The organism is Sporichthyaceae bacterium, assembly GCA_036493475.1.
Lineage (GTDB): Bacteria > Actinomycetota > Actinomycetes > Sporichthyales > Sporichthyaceae > DASQPJ01.
In genome coordinates, this window is record DASXPS010000101.1 from 1 (window position 1) to 21,996 (window position 21,996).

19 protein-coding genes and 2 tRNA genes are annotated in these 21,996 nt (G+C 69.1%); 7 read left to right on the plus strand and 14 right to left on the minus strand.

Annotation, left to right across the window (positions count from 1 at the left end):
• Nucleotides 1-161: 161 nt before the first annotated feature.
• The 4 genes from VGJ14_10790 to VGJ14_10805 all read right to left on the minus strand — a co-directional run bounded on the left by VGJ14_10790 (nt 162) and on the right by VGJ14_10805 (nt 2,681).
• A tRNA-Glu gene (locus VGJ14_10790) sits at nt 162-234 on the minus strand.
• Nucleotides 235-259: 25 nt separating this feature from the next.
• Nucleotides 260-331 (minus strand) — tRNA-Gln (locus VGJ14_10795).
• Nucleotides 332-417: 86 nt separating this feature from the next.
• Nucleotides 418-1,893, minus strand: coding sequence for a glutamate--tRNA ligase (gene gltX / locus VGJ14_10800; protein HEY2832901.1), 1,476 nt, complete (start codon nt 1,891-1,893; stop codon nt 418-420).
• An 11-nt stretch (nt 1,894-1,904) separates the two neighbouring features.
• A complete protein-coding gene (locus VGJ14_10805; protein ID HEY2832902.1) occupies nt 1,905-2,681 on the minus strand; it encodes a fumarylacetoacetate hydrolase family protein in 777 nt (258 codons plus the stop codon).
• 29 nt (nt 2,682-2,710) lie between these two features.
• On the opposite strand from VGJ14_10805, the gene VGJ14_10810 reads away from it, so the two are divergent.
• Together VGJ14_10810 and VGJ14_10815 are read left to right on the plus strand one after the other, a co-directional pair.
• A complete protein-coding gene (locus VGJ14_10810) occupies nt 2,711-3,625 on the plus strand; it encodes a 3-methyladenine DNA glycosylase (GenBank protein ID HEY2832903.1) in 915 nt (304 codons plus the stop codon).
• Nucleotides 3,607-5,013: an amidase gene (locus tag VGJ14_10815; protein ID HEY2832904.1), complete on the plus strand. Its 1,407-nt coding sequence runs from the start codon at nt 3,607-3,609 to the stop codon at nt 5,011-5,013. Before VGJ14_10810 ends, VGJ14_10815 begins: the two co-directional genes overlap by 19 nt.
• On the opposite strand, the gene VGJ14_10820 is transcribed toward VGJ14_10815, so the two are convergent.
• A complete protein-coding gene (locus VGJ14_10820) occupies nt 5,006-5,872 on the minus strand; it encodes an exodeoxyribonuclease III (protein HEY2832905.1) in 867 nt (288 codons plus the stop codon). The two genes, VGJ14_10815 and VGJ14_10820, sit on opposite strands and share 8 nt — an antisense overlap.
• Nucleotides 5,873-5,927: 55 nt before the next feature.
• On the opposite strand from VGJ14_10820, the gene VGJ14_10825 reads away from it, so the two are divergent.
• Nucleotides 5,928-6,335 carry an SCP2 sterol-binding domain-containing protein gene (locus VGJ14_10825; protein HEY2832906.1) on the plus strand — a complete coding sequence of 136 codons (408 nt, stop codon included), beginning with the start codon at nt 5,928-5,930 and terminating at the stop codon, nt 6,333-6,335.
• Between the two features lie 2 nt (nt 6,336-6,337).
• Entirely contained in the window at nt 6,338-6,781 is a 444-nt protein-coding gene (locus VGJ14_10830; GenBank protein HEY2832907.1) for a hypothetical protein, read from the plus strand.
• Nucleotides 6,782-6,784: 3 nt separating this feature from the next.
• Here VGJ14_10830 and VGJ14_10835 read toward each other — a convergent pair whose 3' ends face one another.
• The 9 genes from VGJ14_10835 to VGJ14_10875 form a co-directional block, all read right to left on the minus strand.
• On the minus strand, nt 6,785-7,096 hold the full coding sequence (locus tag VGJ14_10835; GenBank protein HEY2832908.1) for a Rieske 2Fe-2S domain-containing protein: 312 nt from the start codon (nt 7,094-7,096) through the stop codon (nt 6,785-6,787).
• Between the two features lie 39 nt (nt 7,097-7,135).
• Nucleotides 7,136-8,734, minus strand: coding sequence for a citramalate synthase (gene cimA / locus VGJ14_10840; GenBank protein HEY2832909.1), 1,599 nt, complete (start codon nt 8,732-8,734; stop codon nt 7,136-7,138).
• 124 nt (nt 8,735-8,858) lie between these two features.
• A complete protein-coding gene (locus VGJ14_10845; GenBank protein HEY2832910.1) occupies nt 8,859-10,031 on the minus strand; it encodes an ATP-binding protein in 1,173 nt (390 codons plus the stop codon).
• Between the two features lie 70 nt (nt 10,032-10,101).
• Nucleotides 10,102-11,250: a branched-chain amino acid aminotransferase gene (locus VGJ14_10850; GenBank protein ID HEY2832911.1), complete on the minus strand. Its 1,149-nt coding sequence runs from the start codon at nt 11,248-11,250 to the stop codon at nt 10,102-10,104.
• Nucleotides 11,251-11,290: 40 nt separating this feature from the next.
• On the minus strand, nt 11,291-12,328 hold the full coding sequence (locus VGJ14_10855; GenBank protein ID HEY2832912.1) for a 3-isopropylmalate dehydrogenase: 1,038 nt from the start codon (nt 12,326-12,328) through the stop codon (nt 11,291-11,293).
• A 64-nt stretch (nt 12,329-12,392) separates the two neighbouring features.
• Entirely contained in the window at nt 12,393-13,985 is a 1,593-nt protein-coding gene (gene serA, locus VGJ14_10860) for a phosphoglycerate dehydrogenase (protein ID HEY2832913.1), read from the minus strand.
• Nucleotides 13,986-14,125: 140 nt separating this feature from the next.
• Nucleotides 14,126-15,121 carry a ketol-acid reductoisomerase gene (ilvC, locus tag VGJ14_10865; GenBank protein ID HEY2832914.1) on the minus strand — a complete coding sequence of 332 codons (996 nt, stop codon included), beginning with the start codon at nt 15,119-15,121 and terminating at the stop codon, nt 14,126-14,128.
• Nucleotides 15,122-15,174: 53 nt separating this feature from the next.
• Nucleotides 15,175-15,699: an acetolactate synthase small subunit gene (ilvN, locus tag VGJ14_10870; protein HEY2832915.1), complete on the minus strand. Its 525-nt coding sequence runs from the start codon at nt 15,697-15,699 to the stop codon at nt 15,175-15,177.
• Entirely contained in the window at nt 15,699-17,468 is a 1,770-nt protein-coding gene (locus VGJ14_10875; GenBank protein ID HEY2832916.1) for an acetolactate synthase large subunit, read from the minus strand. The genes ilvN and VGJ14_10875 overlap by 1 nt, the downstream gene beginning before the upstream one ends.
• 232 nt (nt 17,469-17,700) lie before the next feature.
• Here VGJ14_10875 and VGJ14_10880 point away from each other — a divergent pair, with 232 nt between their 5' ends.
• The 3 genes from VGJ14_10880 to VGJ14_10890 form a co-directional block, all read left to right on the plus strand.
• Entirely contained in the window at nt 17,701-18,810 is a 1,110-nt protein-coding gene (locus VGJ14_10880; GenBank protein ID HEY2832917.1) for a PQQ-dependent sugar dehydrogenase, read from the plus strand.
• A gap of 251 nt (nt 18,811-19,061) precedes the next feature.
• Entirely contained in the window at nt 19,062-21,077 is a 2,016-nt protein-coding gene (locus VGJ14_10885; GenBank protein ID HEY2832918.1) for a beta-propeller domain-containing protein, read from the plus strand.
• A gap of 112 nt (nt 21,078-21,189) precedes the next feature.
• Nucleotides 21,190-21,996, plus strand: an 807-nt coding sequence (locus VGJ14_10890) for a beta-propeller domain-containing protein (protein HEY2832919.1), incomplete at its 3' end; no start/stop codon positions are given.

Here is a 21,996-nt window from a genome sequence, read left to right on the forward strand (position 1 = left end):
AGCCACCGCCCGGGGGGTGCGGGTGGTGCGAGCGAAGCGAGCCACCGCCCGGGGGTGCGGGTGGCGCAGCCCCCGCTCGCGGCGCGCTTGCGCGCCGCAAAAAACGCGGAAGGTCCCCTGCGAGTCGCCGCAGGCGACGAGCAGGGGACCCCCGGGACCTGTAGCCCCGACGGGATTCGAACCCGCGCTACCGCCTTGAGAGGGCGGCGTGCTAGGCCACTACACAACGGGGCCAGGTAATACAACGTGCGGTGGAGCGCTGGGGTACCAGGACTCGAACCTAGACTAGCTGAACCAGAATCAGCCGGGCTGCCAATTACCCCATACCCCAAGGGCGTACGGCACGGACCGGAAGGACCGCGCCGACGGACGATGGTACCGAACGCGGGCGCGGCTTGAAAAACCGACGGGAGTGACTCAGCCCACCTCGGCGGCATACCTGCGCAAACGCGCCAGCGAACGCTCCCGACCGAGCAGTTCCATCGACTCGAACAACGGCGGGGAGACCCGGCGACCGGTCAGCGCGATGCGCAACGCGCCGAAGGCGTGCTTGGGTTTGAGGCCGAGCCCGTCGATCAGTGCCGCACGCAACGCCGCCTCGATGTCCGCGGTGGCGAACCCCTCGAGCTGCTCGAGCGCCTTGACCGAGGCCTCCAACACGGCCTGAGCATTCTCGTCCAGGCCGGCCGCGGCATCGGGTTCGATGGTGATCTCTTCGGTGAACAGGAAGCCCAACATGCCGACCACCTCGGACAACCGCACCATGCGCTCCCGGACCAATGGCGCGCCGCTGGTCACCAACCGCAGCTGATCCTCGGTGGGCGGATCGGCCACCAGTCCGGCGCGCTGCAGGAACGGCACCAACCGACCGGCGAAGTCGTCGAGGCCGAGGCGCCGAATCCACGCCCCGTTGATCGAGTCCAGCTTCTTGGGGTCGAAGCGAGCCGGGTTGCGGTTGACCCGTTCCAGGGTGAACTCGCGGGCCATCTCCACCAGGTCGAACTCCTCGCGGTCGCCGTCACCGAGTGACCAGCCGAGCAGCGCCAGGTAGTTGCACATGGCCTCGGGCAGATAGCCGTCGGCCCGGAACTGACCGATCGTCACCGCGCCGTGGCGCTTGGACAGTTTGCTGTTGTCCTGGCCCATGACGAACGGCAGGTGCGCGAAGACCGGGAACTGGTCCTCGGTCAGTCCCATCGCGCGGTACACCGCGAGCTGCCGCGGGGTGGAGGACAGCAAATCCTCCCCGCGCACCACATGGGTGATCCTCATCAGCACGTCGTCGACGGCGACCGCGAGGGGATACAGCGGTGAGCCGTCGGCGCGCATCAGCACGAAGTCCGGCACCAGGTGGTTCTCGAAGCTGACCTCGCCGCGGATCAGGTCGTGGAAGGTGGTGGTGCCTTCGGGCATCCGGAAACGCACCACCGGCTTGCGGCCCTCGGCCTCGTACGCGGCGCGTTGATCGGCGGTCAGATTTCGGCTGTGCCCGTCGTAGTCCGGCGGTTGTTTGGCGGCCTTCTGCCGGGCCACCCGGGCCTCGGCCTCGGCCGGGCTCTCGTAGCAGAGATAGGCGTGGCCGGAGTCCAGGAAGCGCTGCGCCCACTCCTGGTAGAGCGCCAGCCGTTCGCTCTGCCGGTACGGCCCGTGTGGTCCGCCGACCTCGGGACCCTCGTCCCAGTCCAGGCCCAACCAGCGCATGGACTGCACCGCGGCGGCGATGTACTCGTCGGTGACCCGGGCCTGATCGGTGTCCTCGATGCGGAACACGAACGTGCCGCCGGTGTGCCGCGCGTAGGCCCAGTCGTAGAGCGCAGTACGGATGTTGCCCAGGTGCAGGTCACCGCTGGGCGAGGGGGCGAAGCGCACCCGCACCCCGGACGGTTCGGTCACGGTCCCCACCCCTATCGCGCCAGGACCGGATTGGTCAGCGTCCCGATGCCCTCCACGGACACCGACACCTCGTCGCCCGGCTTCATCGGCCCCACCCCGGCCGGGGTGCCGGTGAGGATGACGTCGCCGGGCAGCAGCGTCATCACCGCGGAGATGAAGGCGACCAGGGACGGCACCGGGTGCACCATGGCCGCCGTGCGTGCGGCCTGCTTTAGTTCGCCGTTGAGTTCGGTGGTGATGGCCAGGTCACGCACGTCGAGGTCGGTGACGATCCACGGACCGAGCGGGCAGAACGTGTCGAAGCCCTTGGCGCGCGTCCACTGCGGGTCGTTGCGCTGCAGGTCGCGCGCGGTGACGTCGTTGGCCACCGTGTAACCGAAGATCACCTCGTCCACCCGGTCGACCGGCACCTCGCTGCACAATCGGCCGATGACCACCGCCAGCTCACCCTCGAAGTGCACCTCGATGGACTGACGTGGGTAGCGGATCGGGTCGCCGGGTGAGATCACCGCGGTGTTCGGCTTGAGGAAGATCAGCGGCTCGGCGGGCACCTCGTTACCAAGTTCGGCGGCATGGTCGGCGTAGTTGCGACCGACCCCGATCACCTTGCTGCGCGGGATCACCGGGCTGAGCAGTTTGACCTCGCTCAGCGGCATATGTTCACCGGTCGGACGCAGCGGGGTGTACAGCGGGTCGCCCTCGACGAGCGCGAGCACCTCGGCGCCCGCCTCGCCCTCGACCACGCCGAACGCCTGCCGGCCCTCCACGGTGAACCTCGCGATGCGCACTCGCCGACACTAAGTCATAGCCTCGGAGGGTGAACGTGGTGCTCGAGGAGGCGACCTGGCGGGATCGTCAGGCCGCACACCATGAGCGGGTGGATGCGTGGGTCACCCCGCACCTGGACCGCGCGCGCCGCGGTGAGCAGCACCCGGTCCATGACTTCCTGTTCACCTATTACTCTCACCGCCCTGCGCAGTTGCGCCGTTGGCACCCGGGCGTCGGGGTGGCCCTGGCCGGGGACGCGCCGCAGCGGGACTGGGCCGACTACCGGGTGGGCGACGCGGGCGTCGAGGTGGACCTGGCCCGGGTGCTCGCCCGGCGGGCCGAGTCGATCAAGTACCTGTCCGACCTGCTGCGGGTGACCGCCGCGCGGCGGCCGTTGTTCGGCTGTTTCGGGCTGCACGAGTGGGCGATGGTCTACCGGACCGCGCACATCCGGCACGAGTCCTGGCCGCTGCGCCTGTCGCCGGACGAGCTGGCCGACGTCGTCGAGACGGCGCCGCTGCGCTGCACCCACTACGACGCGTTCCGCTTCTTCACTCCCGCGGCCGCCCCACGCAACATGCTGCAGCTGACCCGCGCGGCAATGCCCGAGCACGAGCAGGGCGGTTGTCTGCACACCAACATGGACCTCTACAAGGTCGCCTACAAACTTACGCCGCTGATCCCGTCGGAGTTGGTCGGCCACTGCTTCGAACTCGCGCGCGACATCCGCGAGCTGGACATGCGCGCCAGTCCCTACGACCTACGCGACCTGGGTGTCTCCCCCGTCCGAATCGAGACCGAGGACGGTCGAGCGAGCTACGTCGCGACCCAGCGCGAGTTCGCCGAACGGGCCGCTGCGCTGCGCGCTCGGCTGCTGGACATCTGCAACCACCTCCCCCTGGATAGATTGAGCGACGATCGATCGCCGGTTCCGGGAGTGGCCCCATGGAACTCACGCATCTGACAGCCCTTCAGTTGGCCGCCGCTGTCGCGGCCCGCGAGCTGACCGCCGTCGAGGTGGTGAAGGCGCACCTCACCCGCATCGAGGCGGTCAATCCGTGGTGCAACGCGATCGTCCGGGTGCTGACCGACTCCGCCCTCGGCGAGGCCGCCGCGCTGGACGCGCGGCTGGCCGCCGGGGAACGTCCGGGCCCACTGGCCGGGGTGCCGCTGACGGTGAAGGAAAACATCGACATGGCCGGGCTGCCCACTACGCACGGGGTGCCGTCGCTGGCCGATGCGGTGGTACCGGTTGACGCCCCGGTGGTGGAGCGGATGCGCGCCGCCGGGGCGATCCCGATCGGGCGCACCAACATGCCGGACATGGGCCTGCGCATCTCCACCGACAGCAGCCTGCACGGGCTGACCCGCAACCCCTGGCACCCAGATCGCACCGCGGCCGGATCCAGCGGCGGGGAGGCCGCCTCGCTGGCCACCGGGATGTCCGCGCTGGGGCTCGGCAACGACATCGGCGGCTCGCTGCGCAATCCGGCCAGTGCTTGCGGCATCGCCTCGATCCGGCCGTCGGCGGGGCGGGTCCCCGACGCGGGTCTGGTCCCGATGGAGGACGCGCTGATCGCCTCCCAACTGATGGCGGTGAACGGCCCGATGGCGCGCACAGTCGCCGACGTGCGCGCCGCGCTGGGCCTGCTGAACGGGCACCACCCGCGCGATCCATGGTCGGTCGACGTCCCGTTGAGCACGCCCGCGGTTCCGCGTCGGGTCGCGGTCGTCGCCGAACCACCCGGCGGGAGTACCGACCCAGTGGTGGCCGACGCGGTGCGCGCCGCCGCGGCCTTCCTGGCTGACGCGGGCTACCAGGTGGAGGAGATGACCCCGCCCAACTACGAGGAAGCGGCGGCGCTGTGGGCGCAACTGTTGCTCGGCGACCTCCGCTCGATCCGCGCGGAACTTGAGGCGATCATGGGCGCGGACGGGTTCGCGATCATGAACCAAACCTTCGCCGCCATCCCGGCGCTCGACGGCGATGCGTGGTCCAAGCTGTTTCAGGCCCGGCACCGAGTCGCCCGTGCCTGGTCGGTCTTCCTTGCCGAGTTCCCGCTGGTGCTCTCGCCCACCTGGTCGCAACTGCCCTTCGAGCACGGCTTCGACGTCACCCCGGAGGGCACCGCGGCGTTCATGGAGATGCTGCGGCCGGTCACCCCGGCGAACCTGCTGGGCCTGCCCTCGGCGTGCGTACCGGCGGCGCGGGACTCCGAGACCGGCCTGCCCATCGGCGTGCTGCTCACCGGCGCCCGGTTCGCCGACTCGCTCTGCCTCGACGCCGCGGAGGCCGTCGAGGCACGTTCGCCGATCCGCACCCCGGTTGATCCGGTGACCGAGCTCAGCTAGCGCCCTTACCCGGACCCTGCGGCAACTTCTTGCCCCGCTTCGGCGCGCCCGCCGAGGGCGGCGGGACCATCGGGCCGATGTCACCGTCCGGTGCGGTGTCCAGATCCACGATCACCGGCGCGTGATCCGAGGGCCCGGTGCCCTTGCGGGCCTTGCGGTCCACCCACGCCGCCTGCACCCGGTCGGCCACCGGCCCGCTGGTCAGCACCAGGTCGATGCGCATGCCGAGGTTCTGGTGGAACATGCCCGCCCGGTAGTCCCAATAGCTGAACACCTGCTCCTTTCCCCACCGCTCGCGGACCACGTCGCGCAGCCCGAGGGCGTCCAGGGCGGCCCGTTCCGGCGGGGTCACATGGGTGTGCCCGACGTAGGCGGCCGGGTCGAAAACATCGGCGTCGGCCGGCGCGACGTTCATGTCGCCGCACACCAACACGTCGCGCGACTCGGTCGCGACCTGCCCGCGCAACGCGGAGTACCAGGCGAGCTTGTAGCGGTAGTGATCGGAGTCCGGCTCGCGACCGTTGGGTACGTACACCGACCAGATGCGCAGCCCGGCGCAGACCGCGGACACCGCTCGGGCCTCCTGGTGGGGGAATCCGGGTCCGCCGGGCAGCCCGGTCACCACGTCCTCCAGCCCGACCCGGGAGAGCAGGGCGACCCCGTTCCACTGGCTCTGTCCGTGCGCGGCGATCGCGTAGCCGCGCGCCGCCGCCTCTTCCTGGAGAAGGTCGGCGAGGGCTGCGTCATCCAGCTTGGTCTCCTGCAGGCAGACCACGTCCGGCGCCCGTTCGTCCAACCAGGGCAGGAATCTGGGCATCCGTTGCTTGAGTGAGTTCACGTTCCAGGTGGCGATGCGCACACACCCACGCTACCCGGGCGGGCACCGGCCGCCGCGCCATGATGAGATTCGGCACATGGCACTGACATTCTTCTCGGACGAGTGGTGCGAGGCGGCCCGCGACGCCATCAACAACAACGACGCCGTCTACAAGGGCTTCAAGGATCCGGTCAACTTCAGCCACACGATGTACCTCGGTCTGATCGACCATCCCGAAATCAAGACCTACCTCACGTTCGAGGAGGGCAACCTCACCGAGTGGACCACCCAGCCGATTCACGGTGACGGTCCGTTCGACTTCGCCCTGGTGGCACGGCTTGAGCACTTCCGTGAGGCCGCCGAGGGCGAAACCGAGGGCGCCAAGCTGCTCATGGGCGGCAAGTTGCGGATCGCCGAGGGCATGCAACTCGCCATCCAGAACGTCGGCGCCTTCAACAACTTCCTGCTCACCCTCGGCCAGGTCGACACGGATTGGGATATCTGAGAATGTCCGACGCCACCTATTCCGTCTCGTGCCATGACGGCGACGAGGCCAATGGCGTCGCCAACATCCTGAACATGCTGCTGATGCAGAACTTCACCAACAAGCCCAAATTGGTGAAGGTGGCCAGGCGAATGAAGCGTCCCGTGGCAGTCATCTCCACCGACACCAACACCGAGGCCACGCTGGAATTCGGTCCGGAGGGCGTGGTCATCTACAACGGCATCGTCGGGGACCCGAGCGTGGCCGTGCACGCCACCGTGGACCAGATCCTGGATGTGTCGCAGCTGAAGATGAAGGCCGGCGGTCTGTTGCCGGTGGGCTTCTTCACCAAGCGCGGCGGCAAGGTGCTGGGCCAGATCGCCACGCACAAGCTGGTGGTGAAGGGTCTGTTCTCGCACACCATCGCGTCGCTGCGCACCCTCGCGCTGGTGTCGGTGGCCGACTGAAGGTCAGCCGGTCAGTTCGACCTCGATGCGCCCGCCGTTGACCCGGCAGGGGAAACTTTCCAGCTTCTCCCCGCACGGGTTGATGCTGTCACCGCTGGCGACGTCGAACTCCCACAGATGAACGTTGCAGGTCAGCACGCCATCCTCGAGATCACCGTCGGACAGCGGGGTGGCCTTGTGCGGGCAGGAATCCTTGAACGCGTGCAGTTTCTCCTCGCTGCGCACGAGCAGGATTTTCTCGTTGCCCGCCGAGACGCCGGCGATGTCGCCGTCCCACAGTTCCTCGTCGTCGTAGACGTCGATCCAGTTGCCCATGCGCTGCTCCTGACTACTTCTGCGGCGTGCCGCATTCTGTCATTGCCGCAGCAGCCCGTAGGTGACGGCGTCGGCGAGGGCCTGCCAGGAGGCCTCGATGATGTTCTCGTGGACGCCGACGGTGTCCCAGTCGTGGTCCCCGTCGGTGGTCTCCACCAGCACCCGGACCACCGCGCCGGTGCCGTGTGAGCCCTCGATGATGCGCACCTTGTAGTCCAGCAGTTCCAGGTGGGCCAGGTCCGGATAGACCTGCTCCAACGCCTGGCGCAGCGCGGTGTCCAGGGCGTTCACCGGACCATTGCCCTCCCCGGTGGCCACGATCCGCCGGCCGCCGGCATGCACCTTGACGGTGGCCTCGGTGCGCACCGTGCCCGCGCTGTCGCGGTCCACGATGACCCGCCACGACTCCAACTCGAAGGTGCGCTCCGCGCCGGGATCCAGCTCTTCGCGCACCAGCAGGTCGAAGCTGGCGTCGGCGGCCTCGAAGGAGTATCCGCGGGCCTCCAGGTCCTTGACCCGTTCCACCACCCGGCCCAGGGCTTCGGAGTTCACCGACAGGTCGTGGCCCAGCTCGCGGCCCTTGAGCTCCACGCTGGCCCGCCCGGCCATCTCGGAGACCAGCATGCGCATGTCGTTGCCCACCCGGGACGGGTCGGTGTGCTGGTACAGATCGGGATCGACCTTGATCGCCGAGGCGTGCAGACCCGCCTTGTGCGCGAACGCGCTCTCCCCCACGTATGGGGCCTGGTGGCGGGGGGTCTGGTTGGCCACTTCGGCGATGGCGTGCGCGACCCGGCGCAGCTCCCCGAGGTTGCCCTCGGGCAGCACCAGGCGGTCCATCTTGAGTTCGAGGTTGGCCACCACGGTGGCCAGGTTCGCGTTGCCGGACCGCTCCCCGTACCCGTTCATGACGCCCTGCACGTGGGTGACGCCGGCCTCGACCGCGGCGATGGTGTTGGCCACCGCGCAGCCCGCGTCGTCGTGGCAGTGGATGCCCAGCCGGGCCCCGGAGCGAGCCAATACCTCGCCCACGGCGTCCACCAGCCGGCTGGGCAGTTGCCCACCATTGGTGTCGCAGAGCACGACCACATCGGCCCCGGCTTCGGCGGCGGTGCGCACGACCTCGAGGGCGTAGTTCGGGTTGGCCGCGTACCCGTCGAAGAAGTGCTCCGCGTCGAGGAACACCCGATGACCCTCGGCACGTAGATGGCTCACCGTGTCGCGGATCATCGCGAGGTTTTCCTCCAGCGTGGTCCGCAGCGCCCGGAAGACGTGCCGGTCGTGGCTTTTGGCAACCAGGCAGATCGTGCCGGCACCGGAGTCACGAAGCGCCGCGACCTGTGGGTCGTCAGCCGCTTTTCCGTCCGCCTTCCGGGTGGCGCCGAATGCCGCCAGCACCGAGTTGCGCAGCTTCAGCTCGTTCTGCGCACGGGCGAAGAACTCGGTGTCCTTGGGCAGCGCGCCCGGCCAGCCACCCTCGATGAACCCGACGCCCAGGTCGTCCAGGTGCCGGGCAATCGCGAGCTTGTCCGCCACCGTGAGCGCCATGCCCTCGCCCTGGGCTCCGTCACGCAGCGTGGTGTCGTAGACGTGGAAGGCGTCATCGACAGCCGGCGTGGTGAAAGCCGTCGTGCTCATCGCGGTTCTCCCGTTCGCTGTGCTGGACAAACAAAAAACCCCCCGCCGGACGGCGAGAGGTTGGCGCACCGGAGTCGAGCTCCGCCGGTGCGCTTATCCAATAATCAGGGTCTGTGCCACGTGGTCAGTGTGACACAGGCCCCGCATTTTCCCAAACGCCTCCGCTCTCCAGCACCCACTGCGCCAGGCCCGGCACTACGAAGTGCAGGTTGCGGCCCTCGGCGAAGATCGTGCCCTTCTTGAGCAGCCGATCCCGCAGATAGCTGACGGCCTGCGGTTTGCGGTCGAGGGCGGCGGCCACGTCCGCGCCGGTATGTGGAGCACCGTCGATCACCAGCCGGGCCAATGCCGAGAGGTACGTCCGCTCGGTCGCCGACGCGTCAGACCAGCGCGCGGCATAGAGCCCGGCAGCGAGATCGGCTTCGGCCGCGGCAACCGCCCGCTGCGCGTCCGCCAGACCAATGCGAGCACTGCCCGTGGATGCCCGCCAGGCGTGGTGTCCGAGAACCTGGATGGCGTACGGGTAGCCACCGGAGGCCTGCACCAGCAGATGCGCCGCGGCCTCCTCGAAGGGGCGACCCGCCGATGACGCGGGAGCCGTCAGCGCACGCAGGGTGGCCGCGCCGTCCAGCAACCCGAGTTCGTGCCATTCGCCGCGTTCGAGATAAGTGACGGAGCGTCGGGGCTCCCGCAGAGAGGGCAGACCCGCGGCCACCACGACGAGGGGCCAGCCATCCACCACGTGCTCCTGCAAAGTGGCGGTGAACTCAGCCAGTTCGCCCCGGTCGGCGAGTTGAAGCTCATCGACGGCAACCACCAAACCACTGCTGCGCGCCTCGGCCGCAGCGCACGTCGCCGTCAGGGCGGCCTCCAAGGACAGTGCGGCGGTAGGCGGTTCGGCACTGAGGTTGACCTCCGCACCCAGGCCCACCGCACCCGCGCGCAACGTCGCCGAGGTGACCCGAAACCGCCGCCCCGGCTTGGATTGCTCGAACAATGCGGTGGTCGCCGCCAAACGGCCGGCGAGGCGGTCGACGAAGCGACCGCCGGGTCGCACCTCCACCGCCGCGCTCGGCCAACTGTGCAACGCAGCCGCCGTGGCGGCGATCTCCCCCAGCAGCACCGTCTTGCCGACTCCACGGGTGCCGACCAGCAACAGCGGACGCGGAGTACGGCCGTCCAAGACGGCGACATCGAGCGCCTCACGGGCAGCGGACAATACTTCTTCGCGCCCGGCGAGTTCACTCGGCGGCTGGTTGAAACCCGGCCGATACGGATTCGGAGACCGCTGCGCCATGAGCAATGTATAGCGCATATAGCAATCCCAATGAAATATAGCGTTCTATAGCAACGCCCCGTGGGCGCGTTCAGCAGACGTTGTGCAGCCAGCGGTGTTTGTCGGGGGCGTGGCCGTGCTGGATCTCCAGCAACGTGCTGCGGATGACGGTGGTGACCGGGCCGGGCGGGTCGCCGGGCATGGCCACGTCGCCCCCGCGCCAGTGCAGCGAGCCGACCGGGGTGACCACCGCGGCGGTGCCGCAGGCGAACACCTCGGTGATGGCGCCGGAAGTCACACCAGCACGCCAGTCGTCGATGGAAATCCGGGCCTCCTCGACGCGGTGACCGAGGTCGGCGGCCAGCGCCATGATCGAGTCTCGGGTGACGCCCTCGAGGATCGAACCGGTCAGCGTCGGGGTCTTGATGGAGCCGTCCGCGTGCACGAAGTACAGGTTCATGCCGCCGAGTTCCTCGACCCAGCGCTGCTCCACCGCGTCCAGGAACACCACCTGGTCACAGCCGTTGGCGATGGCCTCCTGCTGCGCGATCAGACTGGCCGCGTAGTTGCCTGCGCACTTGGCCGCGCCGGTCCCGCCGGGAGCGGCGCGGGTGAACTCCTCGGACAGCCAGATGCGCACCGGCTTCAGGCCGCCGCCGCCCGAGGCGGTAGCCGAGGGTTTGAAGTACGCGCCGGCCGGCGAGGCCATCACCAGGAAGGTGACGTGGGAGGCGGGCTTGACGCCGAGGAACACCTCAGAGGCGAACATCAGCGGTCGGATGTACAGGCTCTGCTCGGCCTTGCCGGGCACCCAGGCCGCGTCGAGCGTGACTAACTGGTCGATGGCCTCGACGAACAACTCGGCGGGCAGCTCGGGTAGCGCAAGCCGGCGGGCGGAGCGCTGGAAGCGGACCGCGTTGCTCTCCGGGCGGAACGTGTGGATGCTGCCGTCGCCGTGCCGGTAGGCCTTCAGACCTTCGAAGATTGACTGGGCGTAGTGCAACACCGCACTGGCCGGATCCATCGCGATCGGGCCGTAGGCCCGCAGGTGCGCGTCGTGCCAGCCGCTGTCGGGCGTCCACGTGATCGCGGCCATGTGGTCGGTGAAGAACTTGCCGAAGCCCGGGTCGGCGAGGATCTCCGCCCGGCGCTCATCGGTGGCCGGCGAGGGATTGCGGTGCACGGCGAACGTCATGCCGGAAACGGTAGCGGTCGATTCCTTGCTGGACGTGGTGGTCACAGTGACTCCTTTGCGGAGGTTCGAGTAGGGGGCTGGGTGGTCAGCCGGCTACTCGGGCCGCGATGGCGTCGCCGATCTGGTGCGTGCTGCGCGCGGCCGAGCCGCGGGCGGCCAGGTCCGCTTCCACGGCGGCCAGCACCTTGCCCGCCGCAGCGGTCTGCCCGAGGTGCTCGAGCATCAGCGCGACGGAGAGCACGGTGGCGGTTGGATCGGCCTTGGCCTGTCCGGCGATGTCCGGGGCCGAGCCGTGCACCGGCTCGAACATGGACGGGTTGGTGCGGCTGACGTCGAGGTTGCCGCTGGCCGCCAGGCCGATGCCGCCGGTGATCGCGGCGGCGAGGTCGGTGAGGATGTCGCCGAACAGGTTGTCGGTGACGATCACGTCGAACCGCTCCGGGTCGCTGACCATGAAGATGGTCGCGGCGTCCACGTGCAGGTAGTCGGTGCTGACGTCGGGGAACTCCGGCGCGACCTTGGCCAGGGTGCGGGTCCACAGGTGGCCCGCGTGCACCAGCACGTTGTTCTTGTGAACCAGCGTCAGTTTCTTCCGCGGCCGGGCCTGCGCGCGGCCGAACGCGTCGCGCACCACCCGCTCGATGCCGTAGGCGGTGTTCAGGCTGACCTCGGTGGCCACCTCGTGCGGGGTGCCGGTGCGCATCGAGCCGCCGTTGCCGACGTACGGACCCTCGGTGCCCTCGCGGACCACCACGAAATCGATGTTCTTGTTACCGGCCAGCGGCGAGGCGACGCCCGGGTACAGCTTGGCCGGGCGCAGGTTCACGTGGTGGTCGAGGGCGAAGCGCAGCTTGAGCAGCAGCCCGCGCTCCAGCACGCCGGAGGGCACGCCGGGGTCGCCCACCGCGCCGAGCAGGATCGCGTCGTGCCCGCGCAACTCCGCGAGCACCGAGTCCGGCAGCGTCTCGCCGGTGGCGTGCCAGCGGCGCGCCCCCAGGTCGTAGTGCTGCGCGTCGACCTTCACCTCGGAACCGAGGGCGGCGTCGAGCACCTTCAGGCCCTCGGCCACGACCTCGGGCCCGATGCCGTCACCGGCGATCACTGCCAGGCGGAGACTGTCCATCCCGCCAGCGTAATCGTCGTCTCATTCTGTGGCCCCAGCGTCTCACCAGGTGAGAACGTCGCGGTCAGGAGATGTTCGCGCTGCGCGCCCAATCGGCGTCGATGGCCTCGGCGATCTCCTGCAGGTTTTCCGCCGAGATTGCGGAGTCCACGGTGAGGGCGATCAGTGCCTGGCCGCCCTTCTCGTCGCGGGCCACCTGCATGCCGGCCACGTTCACCCCGGCGGTGCCGAGGATCTGCCCGACGGTGCCGATGATCCCCGGCCGGTCGGTGTACCGGAAGAAGGCCAGGTGCGCGGCCAACTCGACGTCGACCTCGTAGCCGTCCACCTCGACGATCTTTTCCACCATCCGCCGCGCACCGGACAGCGTCCCGGACACCGAGACGATCTCGCCGGTGGCCAGGGTTCCGCGCACGGTGATCAGGTTCCGGTAGCGAGGGCTGTCCGCGCTGGTGGTCAGGTGCACCTCGACGCCGCGTTCCTGGGCGAACAGCGGGGCGTTGACGTAGGAGACGGTCGACTCCTCGGCGATGTCGGTGAACACGCCCTTGAGGGTGGCCAGCTCCATCACCTTCACGTCGTGGCGGGCGATCTCGCCGCGCACCTCGACGTCCAGGCGCTGCGCGACCCCACCGGCCAGCGCGGTGAAGATGCGACCCAGGTTCTCCGCCAGCGGCAGGCCCGGCCGCACGTCCTCGGCGATGACCCCGCCCTGCACGTTGACCGCGTCCGGCACCAGCTCGCCGGCCAGCGCCAGGCGTACCGACTTGGCAACCGAGACACCGGCCTTCTCCTGCGCCTCATCGGTGCTCGCCCCCAGGTGCGGCAGCGCGACCACGTTGTCCAGCTCGAACAGCGGGGAGTCGGTGCACGGCTCCTTGGCGTAGACGTCCAGGCCGGCGCCGGCCACCCGGCCCTCCTTGAGCGCGGCGTACAGCGCGGCCTCGTCGACGATCCCGCCGCGGGCGGCGTTGATGATGTGCACGGTCGGCTTGACGGTGCGCAGCGCTTCCTCGCCGATCAGACCCACGGTCTCCGGGGTCTTGGGCAGGTGCACGGTGATGAAGTCCGACTCGCGCAACAGTTCGTCCAGCGCGACGAGCCGCACACCGAGCTGGGTGGCGCGGGCGGCGGACACGTACGGGTCGTAGGCCAGCAGGGTCACGTCGAAGGCGGCCAGGCGCTGCGCGACCAGCGCGCCGATGCGGCCCAAACCGACCACACCGATGGTTTTCTCGGCCACCTCGACGCCGGTGTACTTCGACCGCTTCCATCCCCCGGCGCGCAGCGAGGCGTGCGCCTGGGACACGTGACGGGCGCTGGCCAACAGCAGCGCGATGGCCAGCTCCGCGGCGCTGGTGATGTTGGAGGTGGGGGCGTTGACCACCATGACCCCGGCCTTGGTGGCCGCGGAGACGTCGACGTTGTCCAGGCCGACGCCGGCCCGGGCGACCACCTTGAGCTTCCGCGCGGTGGCGAGCGCCTCGGCGTCGATCTGGGTGGCGGAGCGGATCAGGATCGCGTCCGCATCGGCGATCGCGGGCAGCAGCGCCGCGCGGTCCGCGCCGTCGCAGTGGCGGATCTCGAAATCCGGCCCGAGGGCGTCGAGGGTGGCAGGTGAAAGTTCCTCGGCGATGAGCACCACAGGCTTGGTCACAGGAGTTCCTTAGCGGTGGGCAGGCAAAAAAGGAACACAACACTGTGCCCGGGAGTGGGTCCAGTGTAACCACCGTGGAACACGGCGTGGGGCGGCGTGTGCTACTACACACGCCGCCCCAAGGAAAGACCGTCGCAGACTTAGCCCTCGATCCAGCTCATCAACGGGCGCAGCTTGGCGCCGGTCTTCTCGATCGGGTGGTTGTGGCCCTCCTCGACGTACTTCTTGTAGTTGGGCAGGCCGGCGTCGTACTCCTCGATCCAGCGGTTGGCGAACGTGCCGTCCTGGATCTCGGCGAGGATGCGCTTCATCTCGGCCTTGGTCTCGTTGGTCACGATCCGCGGGCCGGAGACGTAGTCGCCCCACTCCGCGGTCTCCGAGATCGACCAGCGCATCTTGGAGATGCCTCCCTCGTACATCAGGTCGACGATCAGCTTCACCTCGTGCAGGCACTCGAAGTACGCGACCTCGGGCTGGTAGCCCGCCTGGATCAGCGTCTCGAAGCCGGCCATGATCAGGTGCGAGAGGCCACCGCAGAGCACGACCTGCTCACCGAACAGATCGGTCTCGGCCTCCTCGGTGAACGTGGTCTTGATGACGCCCGCGCGGGTGCCGCCGATGCCCTTGGCGTAGGACTTCACCAGGTCCCAGGCCTTGCCGGTGGCGTCCTGCTCGACCGCGATGATGCACGGCACGCCCTTGCCCTCGACGAACTGACGGCGCACCAGGTGGCCGGGGCCCTTCGGGGCCACCATGCACACATCCACGTTGGCCGGCGGCTTGATCAGATCGAAGCGGATGTTCAGCCCGTGGCCGAAGAACACCGCGTCGCCGTCGTTCAGGTTCGGCGCGACCGCCTCGGCCCACACCTTCCGCTGCACCGGGTCCGGCGTCAGGATCATGATCACGTCGGCCTCGGCGCAGGCCTGCTCGGGCGTGACCACCCGCAGGCCCTCCTCCTCGGCCTTGGCCCGGCTCTTGGACTCCTCCGGCAGGCCGACGCGCACGTCCACCCCGGAGTCACGCAGCGACAGCGCGTGCGCGTGCCCCTGACTGCCGTAGCCGAGCACCGCGACCTTGCGGCCCTGGACCACCGAGAGGTCGGCGTGCTCGTCGTAGAACATCTCTGCTGCCACGGGGGCTCTCTCCTTCATGAAATGCGTCCGCCTGGACGCACGCTACGGGGGGATCAGGCGCTGCGTTCGACGGGGCGTAGGGAACGGTCGGTGATGGAGCGGGGGCCGCGACCGATGGCGACCATGCCCGACTGGACGAGCTCCTTGACCCCGAAGGGCTCCAGCATGCGCAGCAGCGCGCTCAGCTTGTCCGCGCTCCCGGTGGCCTCGACGGTCACCGAGTCGGTGGACACGTCGATGACCTTGGCCCGGAACAGCTGGACGGTCTCCAGCACGTGCGAGCGGTTCTCGGTGTCCGCGCGGACCTTGACCAGCAGCAGTTCACGCTGCACGGCGGCGGTCGGCTCCAGCTCGACGATCTTGATGACGTTGACCAGCTTGTTCAGCTGTTTGGTCACCTGCTCCAACGGCGAGGACTCGACGTTGACCGCGATCGTCATCCGGGAGATCTCCGGGTGCTCGGTCGGGCCCACCGCGAGTGAGTCGATGTTGAACCCGCGCCGCGCGAACAGGCTCGAGATCCGGGCCAACACACCGGGCTTGTTCTCCACCAGCACCGACAAAGTGTGGACAGTCATCAGTCGTTCTCCTCCTCGGAACGGTCCCAGACCGGGGCCAGCCCGCGGGCGTACAGGATTTCGTCGTTGCTGGTGCCGGCCGCGACCATGGGCCAGACCATCGCGTCGGCGTGCACCACGAAGTCGATGACCACCGGCATGTCGTTGATCTCCATGGCCTTGCGGATGGTCGCGTCAACGTCCTCGGCCTTCTCGCAGCGCAGACCCACGCAGCCGTAGGCGTCGGCCAGCTTCACGAAGTCCGGGATCCGCTTGGACTGCAGATCGGTGTTGGAGTACCGACCCTCGTAGAACAGCGTCTGCCACTGGCGGACCATGCCCAGGTTGCCGTTGTTGATGACGGCCACCTTGATCGGGATGTTGTTGATGGCGCAGGTGGCCAGTTCTTGGTTGGTCATCTGGAAGCAGCCGTCGCCGTCCACCGCCCAGACCACCGTGTCCGGCCGACCGGCCTTGGCGCCCATCGCGGCGGGTACCGAGTAGCCCATGGTGCCCAGGCCACCGGAGTTCAGCCAGGTGCCCGGCTTCTCGTACTTCACGAACTGCGCGGCCCACATCTGGTGCTGGCCGACGCCGGCCACGTAGATCGCGTCCGGGCCGGCGATCTCGCCGAGGCGCTCGGTGACGTACTGCGGGGACAGCGAGCCGTCCTCGGGATGGTCGTAGCCCAGCGGATAGCGGGCCCGCATGTCCCGCATCTGGTCCAACCACGCGGCGTAGTCGCCGCGGTGGCCGGCCTCGTGCTCGGCCTGCAGCGCGACGATGAGGTCGGCGATGACCTCGCGGCAGTCGCCGACGATCGGCACGTCGGTGGCGCGGTTCTTGCCGATCTCGGCGGGGTCGATGTCCGCGTGGATGACCCTGGCCTCCGGCGCGAACGTGGACAGTTTGCCGGTGACCCGGTCGTCGAACCGGGCGCCGAGGCAGATCAGCAGGTCCGATTTCTGCAGCGCGCCGACCGCGGCCACCGTGCCGTGCATGCCGGGCATGCCCATGTGCAGGTCGTGGCTGTCCGGGAAGGCACCGCGGGCCATCAGTGTGGTGACCACCGGGATGCCGGTGAGTTCGGCCAGCACCCGCAGTTCCGCGGCCGCCTGCGCCTTGATCACGCCACCGCCCACGTAGAGCACCGGCTTGGTCGAGGACACGATCAGCTTGGCGGCCTCGCGCACCTGCTTGGCGTGCGGCCGGGTCACCGGACGGTAGCCGGGCAGATCCAGCGAGGTGGGCCAGGTGAACGTGGTGCGGGCCTGCAGCGCGTCCTTGGAAATATCCACCAGCACCGGACCGGGGCGCCCGGTGCCGGCGATGTGGAAGGCCTCGGCGATCGCCCGCGGGATCTCGTCCGCATTGGTGATCAGGTAGTTGTGCTTGGTGATCGGCATCGTGATGCCGCGGATGTCCGCCTCCTGGAAGGCGTCGGAACCGATCGCGCTGCTGGGCACCTGACCGGTGATCGCGACGATCGGCACCGAGTCCATTTGGGCGTCGGCGATGGCGGTGACCAGGTTGGTCGCGCCCGGCCCGGAGGTGGCCATGCACACCCCGACCCGACCGGTGGCCATCGCGTAGCCCTGCGCGGCGTGGCCGGCGCCCTGCTCGTGACGGACCAGGACGTGGCGAATCTGCTTGCTGTCGAACAGCGGGTCGTACGCGGGCAGGATCGCGCCGCCGGGGATACCGAAGATGATCTCGACGCCGGCAGCCTCGAGCGACCGGATGAGCGACTGTGCGCCGGTGATCGTCGGGGTGTCGGTTGGCTCAGGCATCGGGTTCTCTTCTCTCGTGTGGCGCGTGAACACAAAAAACCCCTCGCGCCCTACCGGGCCGAGCGAGGGGTGGCGTGCAGACCGACGCGGGCGTCAGGCAGCACGCTCGCGAAGTACTACGGTCCAGGTGGAGCACATGACGGAACCGTCGCCGATGGTGGCCGCCGATGTCAAGTCAGCAACCGTCACCATCCGCAATCCGAGACAGAACGTTCCATAGATTGGTGACGGAATGATCTTGCGGCGCGCGCTGGGCTCTGCCCTGGCTCTGGTTCTGCTGGCCGGCTGCTCGGGACAGCCGGCCGCCGTTCCCCCGCCCCCGGCCACCTCGAGCGCCTCGGCCACCGCCACCCCGACCGGCGGGCCGCACTCCTTGCATGTGGTGGCCGAGGTCACCAGTGGACTCGCCTCGCCGTGGGGCCTGGCCTTCCTGCCCGACGGATCCGCGCTGGTCTCGCAACGCGACGACGGAACGGTGTGGCATCTCGACGCCCGCGGGGTACGCACCGAGGTCGGGGTGGTGCCCGACGTGGTGCACGACACCGAGGGCGGCCTGCTCGGCATCGCGGTGGCGCCGGACTTCGACACCACCCATTTCCTGTACGCGTACGAGACCACCGCCGAGGACAACCGGATCGTCCGGATGACATACCGCTCGGCCGGGCTGGGGGCGCCGACGGTGCTGCTCAGCGGCCTCGCCAAGGCCGAGTTTCACGACGGTGGGCGCATCGCCTTCGGCCCGGACGGCATGCTCTACGCCGGCGTCGGGGACGCCACCGACACCGGGCACGCGCAGGACAAGAAGTCGCTCAACGGCAAGATCCTGCGGCTGAAGCCGGACGGCGGCGTGCCCTCGGACAACCCCTTCCCGGGCTCGCCGGTCTGGACCTACGGGCACCGCAACGTGCAGGGCTTCGCCTGGGACAGCGCCGGGAACATGTTCGCCTCCGAGTTCGGCTGGCACGCCTGGGACGAGCTCAACCTGATCAAGCCGGGCGCCAACTACGGCTGGCCGGACGTCGAGGGCTTCGGCGGGACGGCCCGTGGCTACACCGACCCGCTGTACGCCTGGCACACCGACGTGGCCTCCCCCAGCGGCATCGCCTACCTGGACGGCTCGGTGTGGATGACCGCGCTCAAGGGCACCCGGCTGTGGGAGATCCCGATGAACGGCACCACGCCCGGTGCGCCCAAGGCCTGGTTCACCAGCAGCTACGGCCGGCTGCGCACGGTGGCAGTGGCACCGGACGGGCAGTCGCTGTGGCTGATGACCGACAACACCGACGGCCGCGGGATCGTGAAGAACGGCGACGACCACATCTACCGGGTGGCGCTGCGCTGAACCAATCGGAAAATTTTCCCGAATCCACGCAACTGGGCGGAACCGGACACCGACGAACCGCGTCGAAGCAGACATCGACCGTGGAACCGACGGAAGGTACGGCTATGTCCGGAAACTTTTCCAGCGACAGATCCGGCCCTTGCGAGTCCAAGGTCGAACCCGCCAGGGAGGGGATGGCGGGTCAGAGGACGGCGGTGAGCGCAATCAGGGGGGCGACGGCGCCCGGTCGGGGGAGTCGGGTTGCCGTCGGCATGCTTGCGCTCGCCGCTTCCCTGACCGTCCCCGTCCTCCCGGCCCACGCGGCCACCACGGACAACGTGGACCTACACAACTTCAAGGACTGCCGCGAGTTCACCAACTACATGCGTTCGGTTGCCGAGCCCGAGGTCGGCGCCTATGGCTTCGGTGGCGGCGGCGGCCCGGTGCTATACGACAAGCCTGCCCCGATGGTGAACGATGCCCCGCAGGCCAAGACCGCCGGACCCAACGATGCGGCCGGTAACGGCGCCACCGGCACCAACCTGCAGGAACGCGACGTCGACGAGCCCGATGTGGCCAAGGTCGACGGGGACCGGGTGCTCACCCTGACCGGCGGCAAGCTCAACGTGGTCGACACCTCGGGGGCGAAGCCGAAGCTGCTCGGGTCGCTGGGCTTCGACGGCTCCTCCCCCAGCGAGATGCTGGTGCTGCCCGGCCACCGCGCCCTGGTGATCAGTAGCGCGTGGTCGCAGGTGCAGCCACAACCCGTGCCGACGGAGGACGGTCCGGCCCGCAAGTACATCGTGCGGCCCTACCCACAGGGCAGCGAGCAACTGGTGCTGACCCTGGTCGACGTCTCCGGCAAACCCACCGTGCAGCGCACCGAGAAGGTCACCGGCCACTACATCTCTGCCCGACTGCACGACGGCAGCGTGCGGGTGGTGCTGGGCAGCCAGCCGCGCATCGCGTTCGGCCGGCCGCAGCCCAACGAGCCCGAGGCCACCGCGACCGCCCGCAACCAGGCGGCGGTGCGCGCAGCCAGGGCCAACGACTTCCTGCCGGCCCGTCAGATTATGGACGCGGCCGGTCACGTGCTTTCCGACGGACCGTTGCTCGGCTGCACCGACGTGCGCCGGCCGGATTCCCCGTCCGGTCTGGGCATCATTTCGGTGCTCACCCTGGACAGCACCACGGGCGACGCCCAGTTCACCCGCGCCACCGGTACCGGCGTGGTGGGCAATGGCGAACTCGTTTACGCCTCGGCGAATCGGCTGTACGTGGCCACCACCGAGGGCGGTTGGCAGGCACATCCAGAAACCGCCGTGCGCCCGGTCCCGGCTGCGGGCACCCGGCCCGCGCAACCGGACGAGCGTCGAACCGCGATCCATGCGTTCGACGTGACCGGGCGCACGGTATCTCGCTATGTGGGATCCGGCGCGGTGCCCGGCTATCTGTTGGGCCGTTGGGCGTTCTCCGAGCAGGACGGCTACCTGCGGGTGGCCACCACCACCGGCCAGCCGTGGGCGCAGCAGGACGGCCAGACCAGTCAGAGCAGCATTGTGGTGCTCGCCGAACGACCCAATGGGCTGCGGTGGGTGTCCGTGCTCTCCGGACTGGGCCAGGGTGAGACCATCCGCGCGGTCCGCTGGTTCGGCGACCTGGCCGCGGTGGTGACGTTCCGTCAGACCGACCCGCTGTACCTGGTGGACCTGTCCGACCCGGCGCATCCGAAGCTGCGCGGTGAGCTGAAGACACCGGGGTTCTCCGCCTACCTGCACCCGACCGGGAACGGTGGCCTGTTGGGCATCGGGCACTCCGCGGACGACCAGGGCCACATCACCGGACTGCAGGCGCAGCAGTTCAACATCGCCGACCCCGCGCACCCGACCCGCACCGACGTGCTCGACCTGGGTCAGGGCTGGACCAGCGTGGAGAGCGACTCCCGCGCATTCACCTATCTGACGTCGCGTCGGTTGGCCGTGGTGCCCGCCTGGATCAACAAGAAGGTGTCCTGCCCACCGAACGCGCAGTGCATGGCGGCCGACGGATCCGGCCAGGGCTTCGTCGGCGAGATCAACGTGCCGGCCGCGATCGGCATTCTCGTCGACGCCAATGGCACCCTGCACCGGGCCGGTGAGTTCATCGGGGATTCCTCGATTCTGCGGGTGATCCCGGTGGGTAATCAGTTGGCCGCCATCACCGACACCTCGGTGGTGCTGCTGAACCCGGACGGGCTGAAGCAGCAGGGGTCGGTGCGGGTGGCGCCGGAGCAGCACCCGGTTCGTTGAGCACGCCCTAGAAATCTCTTTTCGGCGCCGGTGAACGTTTCGTTCGCCGGCGCCGTCCTTCTTCCAGAGGGCAGCGAGGCGCTGTCCCGTTGACGTCCCGAGGTGGTCCCCCATGTCCGCTTCTCCCCGGCTCTCGCGTTTGCGTCGACCGCTCCCCCTCGCCGGTATCGCGCTGGGCACCGCGGGCGTGTTGACCGCGGCGGTGCTGTTGAACCCGTTCGACTCGACCAAGGCGCAGGCCGCGACGGACCTGCCTGCGTACGACGACTGCGCGGCCTTCGCCGCGGGCATGCGCGCGCTGGCGCTGCCCCGGGTCGGGCCGTACGGGTTCAACCGGACTGGATCCGACTACACCGGTTATGGCACTGCGCCGGCCGGTCCGGCGCCGATGCCGATTCCGATGCCGATGGAGGACCACGGGGAGGCTGCCGCTGGGGCCCCTGCGGCCGCGGCGCCCGCGGCGGCCGCAGCGCCTGCACCCGTTGCGGCCGCGAAGGCGGCGGCTCCGGCTGCGCAGACGTATTCCAATGGCGCCGCAGCGCAGGAGCCGGCCGCGCCCGCGAAGTCCACGGTGTCGACAGAGCGCAGCAGCGCCGACGACGCCGTGGGCACCGGCCCGACCGGCACCAACGTGCAGGAGGCCGGGGTGGACGAGGCCGATCTGGCCAAGACCGACGGCAAACTGATGATCACCGTCGTCGAGCATGCGCTGCAGGTCGTCGACGTGTCCGGGATGAAGCCGCGCCCGCGCGGCACGCTGGACCTGGGCAGCGTCAAGCCAACCGAGTTGCTGCTCGAGGGCGACCGGGCGCTGGTCGTCTCGCCGGCCGGATCGTCGACCACGTTGAACCTGGTCGACCTGTCCAACCCGGACCGCCCCAGCGTGATCGGCACCGAGGAGGTCGGCGCGCGCTACCTG